General features: G+C 70.9%; 12 protein-coding genes. 6 read left to right on the forward strand and 6 right to left on the reverse strand.

Annotation, left to right across the window (positions count from 1 at the left end; translation table 11 throughout):
• Nucleotide 1: 1 nt before the first annotated feature.
• Nucleotides 2-661, reverse strand: coding sequence for an arsenate reductase/protein-tyrosine-phosphatase family protein (locus tag RWH44_RS03020; protein WP_316003428.1), 660 nt, complete (start codon nucleotides 659-661; stop codon nucleotides 2-4).
• 229 nt (nucleotides 662-890) lie between these two features.
• Between RWH44_RS03020 and tatA the strand changes: the two genes are divergently transcribed.
• Nucleotides 891-1,130: a twin-arginine translocase TatA/TatE family subunit gene (gene tatA / locus RWH44_RS03025; RefSeq protein ID WP_298871242.1), complete on the forward strand. Its 240-nt coding sequence runs from the start codon at nucleotides 891-893 to the stop codon at nucleotides 1,128-1,130.
• A 62-nt stretch (nucleotides 1,131-1,192) separates the two neighbouring features.
• Entirely contained in the window at nucleotides 1,193-1,915 is a 723-nt protein-coding gene (gene tatC, locus RWH44_RS03030; RefSeq protein ID WP_316003429.1) for a twin-arginine translocase subunit TatC, read from the forward strand.
• A 9-nt stretch (nucleotides 1,916-1,924) separates the two neighbouring features.
• On the opposite strand, the gene RWH44_RS03035 is transcribed toward tatC, so the two are convergent.
• Both RWH44_RS03035 and RWH44_RS03040 read right to left on the reverse strand, forming a co-directional pair.
• Nucleotides 1,925-2,260 carry a hypothetical protein gene (locus RWH44_RS03035; protein WP_316003430.1) on the reverse strand — a complete coding sequence of 112 codons (336 nt, stop codon included), beginning with the start codon at nucleotides 2,258-2,260 and terminating at the stop codon, nucleotides 1,925-1,927.
• Between the two features lie 91 nt (nucleotides 2,261-2,351).
• A complete protein-coding gene (locus RWH44_RS03040; RefSeq protein WP_316003431.1) occupies nucleotides 2,352-2,627 on the reverse strand; it encodes a helix-turn-helix transcriptional regulator in 276 nt (91 codons plus the stop codon).
• Between the two features lie 348 nt (nucleotides 2,628-2,975).
• On the opposite strand from RWH44_RS03040, the gene RWH44_RS03045 reads away from it, so the two are divergent.
• The gene (locus tag RWH44_RS03045) at nucleotides 2,976-4,445 is read left to right on the forward strand and encodes a sugar transferase (protein WP_316003432.1); all 1,470 of its coding nucleotides are present in this window, start codon (nucleotides 2,976-2,978) and stop codon (nucleotides 4,443-4,445) included.
• Nucleotides 4,446-4,508: 63 nt separating this feature from the next.
• On the opposite strand, the gene RWH44_RS03050 is transcribed toward RWH44_RS03045, so the two are convergent.
• Nucleotides 4,509-6,137: a tyrosine-protein kinase domain-containing protein gene (locus RWH44_RS03050; RefSeq protein ID WP_298871690.1), complete on the reverse strand. Its 1,629-nt coding sequence runs from the start codon at nucleotides 6,135-6,137 to the stop codon at nucleotides 4,509-4,511.
• Between the two features lie 317 nt (nucleotides 6,138-6,454).
• Here RWH44_RS03050 and RWH44_RS03055 point away from each other — a divergent pair, with 317 nt between their 5' ends.
• Nucleotides 6,455-8,926 carry a LuxR C-terminal-related transcriptional regulator gene (locus RWH44_RS03055; protein ID WP_316003433.1) on the forward strand — a complete coding sequence of 824 codons (2,472 nt, stop codon included), beginning with the start codon at nucleotides 6,455-6,457 and terminating at the stop codon, nucleotides 8,924-8,926.
• Here RWH44_RS03055 and RWH44_RS03060 read toward each other — a convergent pair.
• Nucleotides 8,901-9,155 carry a hypothetical protein gene (locus RWH44_RS03060; RefSeq protein WP_316003434.1) on the reverse strand — a complete coding sequence of 85 codons (255 nt, stop codon included), beginning with the start codon at nucleotides 9,153-9,155 and terminating at the stop codon, nucleotides 8,901-8,903. The two genes, RWH44_RS03055 and RWH44_RS03060, sit on opposite strands and share 26 nt — an antisense overlap.
• A 1-nt stretch (nucleotide 9,156) precedes the next feature.
• Nucleotides 9,157-9,846 (reverse strand): DUF998 domain-containing protein, encoded by a 690-nt coding sequence (locus RWH44_RS03065; RefSeq protein WP_316003435.1) that lies wholly within the window; start codon nucleotides 9,844-9,846, stop codon nucleotides 9,157-9,159.
• A gap of 536 nt (nucleotides 9,847-10,382) precedes the next feature.
• On the opposite strand from RWH44_RS03065, the gene RWH44_RS03070 reads away from it, so the two are divergent.
• Together RWH44_RS03070 and RWH44_RS03075 are read left to right on the forward strand one after the other, a co-directional pair.
• On the forward strand, nucleotides 10,383-11,774 hold the full coding sequence (locus RWH44_RS03070; RefSeq protein ID WP_316003436.1) for a coiled-coil domain-containing protein: 1,392 nt from the start codon (nucleotides 10,383-10,385) through the stop codon (nucleotides 11,772-11,774).
• 51 nt (nucleotides 11,775-11,825) lie between these two features.
• The gene (locus tag RWH44_RS03075; protein WP_316003437.1) at nucleotides 11,826-12,764 is read left to right on the forward strand and encodes an aldo/keto reductase; all 939 of its coding nucleotides are present in this window, start codon (nucleotides 11,826-11,828) and stop codon (nucleotides 12,762-12,764) included.
• Nucleotides 12,765-12,771 lie beyond the last annotated feature (7 nt).

The following is a 12,771-nucleotide window of genomic DNA, read 5'->3' on the forward strand; positions in this document are numbered from 1 at the left end:
ATCAGCTCCTCTGTGCCGAACCGGCGTCCCGCACGGCGTTCTCCTGCAAGCGGCGGAATTCCCGACGAGTGGCGGGCTGCGCGGGGGACCGCCCACCGGCGGTCGGGGCGGGGAGGGCCGTGACGGCCGCGAGGATCGACGACACCGCCTGCGTCGCCTGCCGTTCGAAGGCGAGCCAGGCGGCGTCCGGGCCCCCGACCGGATCGAGCATGTCGTCCTCCTCGGCGTTGCGCGGCGGCGCGCTCAGCCGCGCACGCGACACCGAATGGACGAGCCCCGCCCATGTCGTCGCCCGGCCGTGGACCGTCTCCGCCAGGTGGGAGAACTCGCGGATGGTGAACACCGATGAGATCAGGTCGGGGCGCAGATCGAGCACCGTCCGACGGTGCACGCGCTCCGCGCAGAGGACGGTGTCACCCGTGCGCAGGACGCCCTCGTCCAGACGCCGTGAGCGATGCCCCTCCAGGTTCAGTCCATAGGTACGCCCGAGAGCGACCACCTTCTCATCGGCAGGAGTCCCCGGTCGGGCGAGGGTCCCCGCACTTTCGAACGTCAGGCGACCGCCGTGCCCGTCGGGGACGCGGGACGCGAGCAGGGCCGCGACGAACGCCGATCGGATTTCGTTGGCGGTGCAGACGATCAGGACGCGGTCAGTGCTCACGATCACCTCGTCTCCTCCGGCACGGTCCTCCCCGGCCGAAGAGAGGCACAGGGGCGGACACCAGTAAAGCCGTGCTGCGAGGTGGCGCCTGACCGGTGGGCCGTTTCGCTTCCGACCGCCGGGCTGGTGAAGTCGCTGCTGAGGCCGGGCGATTGTCGATCGCATCGCGGGCGACGCGCACGTGTCGACCCGAGCATGAAGGGACGGACACTTCTCGAAAGGTCAACTCATGGGAATTTTCGGCAACGCACTTTCCGGCTGGCATCTTCTGCTGATCCTCGCCGTCGTCCTGCTGCTGTTCGGGGCGTCGAAGCTGCCGGGGCTGGCGCGCAGCGTCGGCGAGTCCGTTCGCATCCTCCGGACCGAGAGCAAGGAGACCGACGCCCCCGGCGATGACACCGCGGCCGCCGCGTCGCCCGCCGTGACCGATCGCGCCGCCGAGAGCGGGCGCACATCGCCGTCGGCGTGAGTCGGGAAGCGCGCGAGCGCCGTCGGAGCGAACGGATCCGGTCGGATGGGAGAGGAGGGGCGATGCCCCTCCTCTCCCATCTTTCGGAGCTACGGCGCCGGCTGATGATCGCGGCCGGCGCCATCCTGATCGGAGGCGTCGCAGGGTTCCTCCTGTCGGACATGGTGATCGCAGCGGCCGCTGAACCGCTCTCGCACGTGCACGGCCCCTCCGTCGCCACTCTGAACTTCACCCGCCTGGGCGAGGCGTTCGACCTGCGTTTCAAGATCGCCCTGACGCTGGGAATCATCTTCGCCGCTCCGGTGTGGATCTGGCAGGTGTGGGCGTTCCTGGTGCCCGGACTCACCTCACGGGAGCGCCGGATCGGCATCGCTTTCGTCTGCGCGGCCGTGCCCCTCTTCCTGGGGGGCGTGACCTTCGGGTGGATGATCGTCCCCCAGGTCGTGAACCTGCTCGCGGGCTTCGCGCCGGCGGCGTCGACCACCATGCTGACGGCCGGTCAGTACTTCGACTTCCTGCTCAAGCTGATCGTGGGCATCGGGATCTCCTTCGTCTCACCGCTGGCCCTCGTCGCCCTGAACGCCGTGGGGGTCCTGAGCGCGCGGACGATCATCCGCGGGTGGAGGGTCGCCCTGGTGGTGATCATCTTCTTCTCCGCCATCGTCACGCCCGCCTCCGACGTCATGAGCATGCTGCTGGTTGCCCTCCCCCTCTGCGTGCTCTACCTCGGGGCCGCCGTGTGGACGTCGATGCACGATCGGCGCAAAGCGCGCCGCGCGCTCTGACGCGGCCGCTCAGGATTCTTCGACGAAGGCACGGAGGTGTCGGTCGGCACGGACAGCGTGCACGACGGCCCGTGCGGCCTCGCGAGACATCGCGATCGACACCCCGCCGGGCGCTTCGACGACGAGCCAGGTCTCGTCGTCGGCAGACCGACGAAGCAGGCCCACCTCGTAATCGTCGAGCCGACCGGGACCGCTGCTCGCCGCGGCGCGCACGCGGAGGGCGACCGCCACTCCCTCGCTGCGATGGTCCTCGTCGTCCGCGTGCACGGTACGACCGTGATCGGTCGCGCACCACTCGAACGCACAGCGCCGGAACTCGAGATCGAAAGCTTCTTGTCGGTCCATGCCGCACACCTCTCTCAGAGGACCGCCCGGGTGGGCGGGCCGAACGTGGGTGGGCACGACGTCAGTCTGCCTCGAACCTCCGACACTGCCGTCAGCGCCCGGGTGCGAGACCCTCCGGAGGCGTCGGGACGAGGTCGCGGAACGGGATGCCGAGGACCTCCGAGAGGAGGACCAGCGTGCGCAGTCGCGGATTGGCGGCCGTTCCCGGATTCGACTCGCCCTTCTCGAGCTTGCGGTAGGTGAAGGTCGCGAGTCCGGCCGCGTGCGCCACCTGCTCCTGCGACAGGTGCTTCTCGGCCCGCGCGCGAAGAAGTCGCACTCCGAGCTCTCGCGCGAACTCGGACCAGGGGTCGGGCGATTCGCTCATGGTTCCAGCTTGAACCGCGACCAACTCTCACATGAACATGTGAACATGCTCCCCCGGAGAGAATCGACCCTTCGACGGCGGCGCGACGAGATGGTGAGCTGACCGGCCACCGGGGTGATGGAGGGAGCGATTCTCGCGCATGGCGCGACGATCCCCGCGCCGGCACTCGCGCATCGGTCCGCACCAGCTCGGAGCGGACGACGCGCCTGCGCGCCTCACCCGAGGACGTCTCCTTCGAGGCCGGGACCCGCGTTCCGATGCGGGTGGGACAGTTCCCGCGCCCACCGTCGTAGCCACACCCGGGCGACGGTCTCTTCACGACCTCGGGGCACGGTCCGCGGAGCACAGATGAACACTTCCGTCTCAATTGTCGACTCACCCCTCACGTCAGATGACGTCACCCCTCCTCCGGCCGCGCGACGCATCCCCTGGCAACGCAGGTACGCGCGACTCGTTCTCGCGATCGACACCATCGTGGTCGCGATCGCCGTCTTCGGGTCGCAGGTCTTCTGGTTGGGTCCGCACTCCGTTGACGTCGCATCGTCTCCGCTGGACTACACCACCCTGTCGCTCGTCCTCTCCGTCGCGTGGCTCGGAGCCCTGACCGTCGGGGGCACGCGGCATCCCCGGGTGATCGGCTACGGGATCACCGAATACCGGCTGACGCTCGCCGCCTCCTTCCAGCTCTTCGGCGCTCTCGCGATCGTGGCCTATCTGACGGGCGCCGACGTCTCGCGCGGATACTTCCTCCTGAGCCTCCCGCTCGGAACGACCGCGCTGCTGACCGGCCGAGCCCTCTGCCGCCTCTGGCTGCGTCATCGACGCCGTCACGGCCTCATGAACGCCCGCGTGATCCTGGTGGGCGGGGCCGACGAGAACGCCCGCGTCGCCGCGGAATTGGCGGCGCAACCCGCTGCGGGACTGCAGGTCGTCGGCATCCACGAGCTTCCCGGCGAAGCCGCCGCGTGGAACGAGGTGCAGGCCGCGTCCCTTCGCCGGCTTCTGACCGACTTGCGTGCCGACAGCGTGCTCATCTCGGGCGGCGCCCTGCTCGAGGCCCGCGACATCCGCCGCATCGGGTGGAGTCTCGATCCCGGCCAGCAGCACCTGATCGTGGCCGTCAATCTCACGGACGTCGCAGGACCCCGCCTCCACACACGGCCCGTCGCCGGGCTTCCCCTGGTGCATATCGAGACCCCGCAGTTCTCGGCCACGCAGCGGATCCTCAAGCGGGCCTTCGACATCGCGGGCTCCGCGTCGCTCCTGCTCCTGCTGGCGCCCGTGTTCCTCGTCCTCGCGCTGCTCGTCCGCATGTCCGGCCCGGGGCCGATCTTCTACCGTCAGGAACGCGTCGGGCAGGGCGGAACGCACTTCGGCATGATCAAGTTCCGATCCATGATCGACGGCGCCGATGCGAGGCTGCACACCCTTCTGGCGGAGCAGGGGCGCGAGGGCACCCCGCTGTTCAAGGTGGCCGACGACCCCCGCATCACACCGGTCGGTCGCTGGCTGCGGAAGTACTCCCTCGACGAGCTGCCTCAGCTGCTGAACGTGCTCGCCGGACAGATGAGCCTGGTGGGCCCCCGCCCGCAGCGCGATGCAGAGGTGGAGTTCTACGACGACGACGCGCACCGCCGGCTCATGGTGCGGCCCGGGATGAGCGGCCTCTGGCAGGTGAGCGGCCGATCCGCGCTCGCGTGGGACGACGCGATCCGGCTCGATCTCTTCTACGTCGAGAATTGGTCGCTCGTGGGCGATCTCACCATCCTCGCGCGGACGTTCAAGGCGGTGCTCGTCCCGGGAGACACCGCGCACTGACGCCGATCCACGAGAAGAGGCGCCGGCCATCTGGCCGGCGCCTCTCGCGTTGGGTGTGAGCGCTCAGGGCGTGCGGCGGCGCCGACGCCCCGCCGCGGACGCGACGGGGGCTACGAGCGTCGTCTTTTCACTCGGCGAGTCACCCTCGGCTTGGCTCACCGTCCTTCGCTGAGACAGGGTGCGCAGGCCGCTGACGTTCTCCGGGGGCAGCTCCGACGACCGCCGCCGAGGACCGGTGGACTCCTCGGCCTCTGCGGCCTCCGCGACCCGGGTTCGACGACCCAGCCGCCACCAGGGCCGCGCCTCGCCGCGTGGCGCGCCGTAGCCGTAGTACCCGCCATAACGACCCCCGTAATAGGACGAGTCGACGCCACGGAGGGGAGCCCGGTTCAGCACCACACCGAGGAGGTGGCCCCGCGTCTTCGCGATGTTCTCCGCGGCCCGGGAGAGCATGTCGTCGGTGGTCCGGCCCGCCGTCACGACGAGGACCGCGCCGTCCGCCCAGCTCGCGATGACGGCGGCGTCGGCCACCGCGAGCGTGGGTGGGGAGTCGACGACGACCACGAGATCCTCGGCCAGCTTGCGCGCCAGCGCCTGCATCCGCTGCGACCCGACCATCTCGCTGGGGTTGGGCGGGGTGCGCCCGGCGGCCACGACGAAGAGCCGGCCGTTCTCGTCCACCTGATGGGCGACCTGTTCGATCTGCGCGCGCCCGGCGAGCACGTCGGACAGTCCCACGTCGTCGGAGAATCCGAACATCCCGCCCAGCACGGGACGCCGCAGGTCGGCGTCCACGAGGATCACGGCCTGTCCGGTCGCCGCGATGCTCACGGCGAGGTTCGCCGCCGTCGTCGACTTCCCGTCACCGGGGAGCGGGCTCGTGACCACCATGACGCGTGCGGGCCTGTCCACGTCGACGTACTGCAGGTTGGTGCGCAGCTCTCGCATCGCCTCCTTGTGGGCGAACGAGCCGCGGCCGTCGCGGATGTCGTCGAAGGAGAAGACCGCGCGGCCCGACGCCAGTTCCTTGTCGACGGGCAGGATGCCGACCACGGATGCGGCGATCGTGTCGGTGATGTCCGAGGCGGAACGCACACGTCGGTCGAAAGCCCGCCGCACGAGGGCGAAGACGATTCCGGCGAGCGCCCCCACGAGCGCTCCGATCGCGACGTCGAGCTTCACATTCGGGGAGGACGGCGACGTCGGCAACCGCGCGGAGTCGCCCGCGATCAGGCGCACGGCGCTCTCCCCACCCCGCCCCGTCTGGAGCTGATCGACCTGCGTCGTCATCCCCCGGATCCACGCCTCTGCCAGGTCGCGGGCGGCTTCCGGCGTCGAGCCGGTGGCATCCACGCGGACGTTGACGGTGTCGACGGGGTTGGAGACGTGGACCCGTTGCACCAACGCCTCGGGGGTCTCGCTCAGGCCGAGCTCGCTCTTCGCCGTCTCCGCGACGCTGCGCCAGTAGCCCATGTCGATGAAGGACTTCACTTTCGAGAGCGCGAGCTGGTCACCGGCGAGGGCGGCGCCCGTCGACCCGTCGGAGGCGACCGCGGCGACATAGCCGCTGGCGTCGGCGGTGTACACCCTGGGTTGTACGGCACTCCATGCCAACCCGACCAGCCCGCCCGCGACCGTCAGTGCGACGATCGCCTTCCAGTACGCGCGCAGGATGCGCACCACCCGCTGCATGTCCACTCGTGTCCGCCTTTCCACGCCCGCCGGACAGACCCGTCGGACCGCCCGCAGCATAGGCATGAGCCTCGCCACCGACGGACCAGCCCCTCTCCGCCGACCCGCGGGCGAGGAGCCGATCGAGTCGCCCCGCTGACGACGGATGGGGTGATGCGGATGGGGTGATGAGGGGATGACGAGGAGGATGAAAGAGCCGCCCTTGGTCTCTCTCGTCCTCCCCCTCACCCACAGGATCATTCCTGCGCGGTCGGCTACCCGCTGCGCGCGCGAACGTGTCTGCACGGAGACGTTCGGTCCCTGAACTGGAGGTAACGATGCTCATCGATGTGGACAGCCTGCCCACGAACGCGCGCTCCACCCGTCGCACGAGCCGCTACTGGGCGCCCCGCGCGGGCGCTCTCGCTCGTCTGCACGAAGCGCTGAGCGGCGACGTGGTGCTCGTGCGCGGTCCGGCCGGGGTCGGCAAGACCTCCCTGCTGCGTCAGTTCGCGGTCTCCCTCGAAGACGACCCCGAGCGCGGAGTCCAGCTCCTCGACTCAGCCCAGGCGCCGGCGATCTCCTTCCCGCGCGTCCTCGAGGCTTTCGCGGACGGGCCGTCGGTCCACGTGCTCCTCGTCGACAACTTCAGCGAGGACACGGGCGTGACGACCGGGGACCTCCTCGGCATGCTGCGCAGCGATCCCGCCCTCCGCGTCATCGTCGCCACCCGTTCGTCGACGGGGCTGGAGAGTCCGCTCGTGGCTCTCGAGTTCGACGTGCAGGTGCTCGCGGCGGAGGACCTGCGCATGACCCGCGACGAGCTCGTCGCCGTCCTCTCCCTGAACGGTGTCGAATCCACGGACAACGCCGTCGACAAGCTGGCCGAACTCACGTACGGCTGGCCCGCCCTCGTGCAGCTCGCCGGCACCCGTCTCCGCCTGGAAGGCACAGCGCTTCGGACGCAGGACGACGCCGTCGGTGCGGCCCGATACGCGGTCGCCGCCCTGACGAACGACATGGAGCAGAGACTCGCCCTGCCTGTCACGGATGAGATGCGCCTCCTCGCCGTCGCGCCCTACATCACCGCCCCTCTCGCCGAGGCGATCGGGATGGACACCACCACCGTCCTCTCTCGCGACCTCCTCAGCCGCATGCAGGCGGCGGGGCTGGTCTGGCCAGGCTCCACGCGCGTCACCCTCGCCGAACCCGTCCGTGAGCAGTGGTTGGGGGTGATCACGGCCCGCAGCCCCCAACTCGTCGCGACCGCCCGGCTCCGCCTCCTCGATCACCTGGTCGAGGGCGGAGAGCCGCTCCTTGCCGCTCAGCTGGCCGCCGACGCCGGTCAGTGGAACACCCTCGCGGGAGTCCTCCGCTCATCGGGACCCGAGATCTGGGCGCGGGATCGAGACGCCTTCGATCGTCTCGTCACGGCGCTCCGGCTGAGCGGTCCGGCGGAGCCGCGTGTCATCGGCACCCTGCTCGCTCTCGACGCCGAGACGGCGTCATCGCCGGAGACGCCGGCTCGGGCGGTCGGTGCCCTCGGACGGCTCACGGATGCGAAGAGCGCGGCCGCCGCCAACCTCGACGCCCTGATCCTCCGCGTGAGCCTGCTTCGCGCCGCGGGGCGGTTCGCTCTGGCGACGGAGGCCGCGACCCTGCTGTCCGACGCGCTCCGACGGCGCCCGGAGCTCGAGGGCGAGGCGCTGCACGAGGGCTGGTACCAGATCGGCATGACGGCGTTCGCGATGGGCAAGCTCCGTGAGGCGACGCTCGGGCTGGGGCAGGCGGAACGCACCGCACCTCCGGCTCGACGTCTGCGCGCCCGCGGAGCCCTGGCGATCATCGCCCTCCTCGAGGGCGACGTGCGCGCCGCGCGGCGCATCATCGATGACAATCGCGCAGACCCGTGGTTCGCGTCGCCGTGGGGTGAGGGGATGCGCATCGCCGACGCCTGGCTGCTCCTCGAGACGGGCGACGCCTCAGAGGCCCGGACACGCTTCGATGCGATCCCGGCGACGGAGGGGGCGCGCGAGCTCTGGCCCTTCGCCGCGGCGGCGCACACCCTCTCATTCCTCCTGTCGGGCGCGGCGTCGGATGCTCTCGGCCTCCTGCGCGCCTGGACGGGTCGCGCGCGCAGCACGCCGCCCTCGCACTATCAATCCACGCAGATCCTCACCGCACGAGCCAAGGTGCTCATCGCGCTCCGCCAGGCGCGCAAAGCGCTGGCGCTCTTCGAGGGACCGTTCGCGCTCTCGCCCGTCACGGCCCCCGCGATCGCCCTGTCGCAGTTGTACGCGGGTCGCACGCACGAGGCCTTCGTCATGAGCGTGAAGTGGGGCCTGCACCACGAGCCGTCCGCACGCGCGGCGCTCGAGAGCCTCGTCGTGAGCATCGTCGCCGATGTCCGCCTCAACGGCGTCGACGCGCACCGCACGGCGGTCCAGCGAGCGGAGGCGCTGAGCACGCGACACGACCTGTGGGGTCCGTGGAGCGCGGTCGCACCCGAGGACCGCGCCCTGGTGCTGCGGCTGCTGTCTCCCGCCGCGCGCGCCCAGGTCGCGGAACGGACGTCGTTCTTCGCGTCGTCGGTGAGCGTGCCGCACCTCACCAAGCGCGAGCAGGTGGTCCTCGCGCACCTGACGCCCACCTCGACCATCGCGGACATCGCGCGCGCTCTCGTCGTCTCCCCCAACACGGTCAAGACGCAGCTGCAGAGCCTCTATCGCAAGCTCGAGGTGTCGGACCGGTCGAGCGCGATCCGGGCCGCCCACGCCTGGGGGCTCATCGAGGGCGACGGGGAGGGGTGACCGGGTGGTCGCGCCGCCGTCGACGCGACCACCCCACCACTGCGCGTACGACGAAGAGCAGGACGAAGACGATCACGACACCGGGAACGGTGAGCGGGATCCCGGCTCCGCGCACGACCGCCAGCATGACGATCAGCGCCGCGACGGGGAGGAGCAGGACCGCCGCCCGCTTCAGCCGCCGGAGGGTCAAAAGGGCCCTGCCGCGACGGCGCGGCGCTCCGGGGATCACGTCAGAATCCCCGTCCGTCTCGCCAGGCCGTTCGGAGCTCGCTCGCGATCTGCGATCCGAAGACGCCGAACCAGGCGATCGCCAACGTCGCCGCCGTGAACTCCAGGTTGCCGCCCAGCACGGTGTCGCCCCGGAACAACGCGAGCATGGCGCCGGTGAACGAGGTCGCTCCGACGGCGATGAGGATCAGCAGACTCGCCCCCCTCATCCAGGGACGCCGCCGCACGAGGGCGACCTGCCCCATCGCGACGATGGCGAGAACGAAACCGATGACGGCGAAGGTGATGTGGACGAGATCCTGCGGCAGCGCTCCGGGCGTGAACGGGACCGGACACCCCGGTGAGCAGGTGACGGCCGACGCGATCCCGAAGCACAGGCCGCACAGAAGCAGTGTCGTGGCGATGGGCCAGCCGACGTCGTAGACGTCGTTCGGCCCGCGGTGGAGGGCTCGATCGACCAGGACCGCGGCGACGGCCAGCAGCAGCAGCGCCAGATTGAACACGGGAGCCGTCGGCATCCCCGTCGCCCCCAGCTGACTGACGTAGTGCACGCTGGGGTCCCACAACCGGCAGACCCAGATCAGCGCCGCGCTCACGAACGCGGCGGCGGCACCGACCGCAGCCTGGATGACGGGGCGGCGCGTGAGGGCGGTCGGGCGGATGCCGGCCGGCCGGTCGACGGTCTCGGTCAAGGGCTCCTCCTGGATCGGGCTCCGCCACATTATCGTTCCGTCCGCCTCCGGTCCGTGGAGAGGGGGTGATGTGCGCATCGTCCGGGGTGATTTCGGCGGGAGGGCTCCGGCATCCGCTCTCGTCCGCATCGGATGCTGGGGCTGCGGGCAGGGCGACCGCGTCACCGTGCGAGCCGGGGGGCCGTACCGTCGGACCGTCGCTCTGCCCGCACCCCTCGCCGCCTCGCGAGGTGTGCGGAGAGCCCTGTCGCCGTCGTCTCGACGCGGGTTCCCCACTCCGGGAACAGGCGAATCCGCGGGTGAGAATCGACGCTCCCGGCGGCTCATATCGCCCCCGACTGAGAGGCTCGGGGGGAGCGGACGTCGCGTGGCTCTCCCCCAGAACCTCACTCCCGACGACTCCGCTCGTCCATGGATGCGCGGCCCCGGCCACGGCACCCGGCCGCAGGGCCGCGCATCCTCTCGAACCCACGACCCGATGACCGGCACGAGACCGGATCGGGGCGTGCGGGGGTGCGAAGACCCAGGAGGAAGACGTGACCGAGCGAACCGACGGCATCCCGGGCACTCCCGACCAGGACCGCTCGCACGAGGACGCAACGGGCGACTCCGCGCTCGACGCGCTGTTGAGGTCGGTCGGAGGCGGCGACGAGGGTCCGGTCTTCCCCGTCGGGTTCCGCGGATACGACCGGGATGCGGTCGACGAAGCCGTCCGCGAACTCGGCGAGCGCCTCCGGCGCAGCGTCGAAGAGGCGCACGATGCCAAGCTCCGGGCCGAAGCGATGTTCGCTCAGCAGCGGGCGGAGCACGACCAGGAACTCGCGGAGGCCACCCGTCGGCACACGGAGGAGAACAGCGCACTCCGCGAGCAGCTGCGTGAGGCCGCGGCCCGCGCCGCGGAGGCGGAGACGCAGGTCTCGGCACTCTCGAACGAGTTCGCCGCGCGCCGGAGCGACGATGACCCCGAACAGGGCCGCCAGCAGTTCGACGCGATCCTGCGCGTCGCCGAGGAGCAAGCGTCGGTCCTCGTCCAGAACGCGGTCGGGCAGGCGGAGCGGCTGCTGGCGAGCGCCCACGCCGAGGCAGCGGCGATCCGCGACGACGCGGTCTCCGAGCAGGCTCGCCTCCGCGCGGAGGCGCAGCACGACGCCGATCAGGTCCGTCTCCGCATCGAGACCGAGGCGACCGCGCACGCGGCGCGCCTGGAGCGCGAGGCGGCTCACGCCGCCGAGCGCGTCTCGCAGGCGGAGCGGGAGGCGGTCGCGGTCCGCACCGAATCGGAGAAGGGTGCGGCCGCCCTTCGGTCCCTCGTGTCTCGGGAGACCGCCGACCTTCGCGCCAAGGCCGAGCGCGACGTCCGCGAGATGACGGCAAGAGTCCTGGAATTCGAGGAGTCCCTGACCCGACGACAGGACGAGGCGCAGCAGGAGTTCCTCGTCCTGCACGACCAGGCCGTGGCGCACGCCGAGCGGATCACCTCGGACGCGAGCGAGCAGGTCGCGGCGGCCCTCGAACACGCGCGACGCATCGCGGCACGGGCCGACGACTACGAGCGTCTCGCCCGCGCGCAGGCGCAGCGGGTCGAGGCCGACGCGCAGGTGCGCGCTCGGGAGATCCTCGACGCGTCGCGCGATCGGGCCCAGACGATCGCCGACACGATCACGCAGCACGCGGCCTCGGTGCTCCGCGACGCGGAAGACCGAACGCGCGACCTGCGCTGGCAGCAGCAGCAGCTCGGCAGCTTCATGGCCGAGATGAACGAGCTGCTCCGCGCCGTGCCTCGCGGCGGCTCCGACGGACGCGACCTCGGCGACGATGACACGGCGGATCCCACCGCGACGGACGTCTCCGACGTCGCCTACGGCGACGCGCAGGATGCGGTTGAGAACCCGGAGAGCGCGGCGGCATCCGTCGACGACGGGGAGTGAGCGCCGCGCCGTCTCGGCTCCGACCCGCGCGGAGCCGACTAGCGTGGAACGATGCGCACCGTTCCCCTCGGCTCCTCCGGTCTCTCCGTCCCCAACGTCGTGGCGGGCATGATGCGGATCGACGACAAGACCGATGCGGAGGTCCGCGCGCTCTACCAGGCGTCGCGTGACGCCGGCATCGACTTCTTCGATCACGCCGACATCTACGCGCGATCGCTGCACTCCGCGGAGGAGCGCTTCGCTCAGGCCCTCTCCCTGAGCGGCGCGGAGCGCGCCGAGATCCGTCTGCAGACCAAGGCGGGCATCGTCCCGGAGGGGCCGTACTTCGACTTCTCCTACGAGCACCTGGTGTCGTCGGTCGAGGGCTCCCTGCGGGCTCTGCGCACCGACTACGTCGACGTCCTGCTGCTCCACCGGCCCGATGCATTGGTCGAGCCCGATGAGGTGGCCCGCGCCTTCGACCACCTCGAGGAATCCGGGAAGGTGCGGGCGTTCGGGGTCTCGAACCACACGCCCCGCCAGATCGACCTCCTTCGCACCGCGGTGCGCCAGCCGATCGTCGCCAATCAGGTGCAGCTGTCGATCGCGCACGCGCCCGTCGTCGCGCAGGGTCTCGCCGCGAACATGGAGACCGCCTCCCAATCCGCCGTTCTCGACGGCGGCGGCCTCGTCGAGTACTGCCGCATCGAGGGCATCACGATCCAGGCATGGTCCCCCCTGCAGGGAACACGCGGCGGGGGCGGGGTCTTCCTCGGTCATCCCGAGTACGCGGAGCTCAATCGGGTGATCGACGATCTGGCCGGCCGCTACGGCGTCGAGCCCCTGGCGATCGCGGTGGCGTGGATCACGCGTCATCCGGCGGGGGTGCAGGTCGTGCTGGGCACGACGACGCCGGCGCGGGTCACCGATGCCGCCGCGGGCTCCGACATCCCGCTCACCCGGGCGGAGTGGTACGCGCTCGTGCGGGCCGCGGGGTACATCGTCCCCTGAGCGCGCC

This window comes from Microbacterium phycohabitans (assembly GCF_032464935.1).
Lineage (GTDB): Bacteria > Actinomycetota > Actinomycetes > Actinomycetales > Microbacteriaceae > Microbacterium > Microbacterium phycohabitans.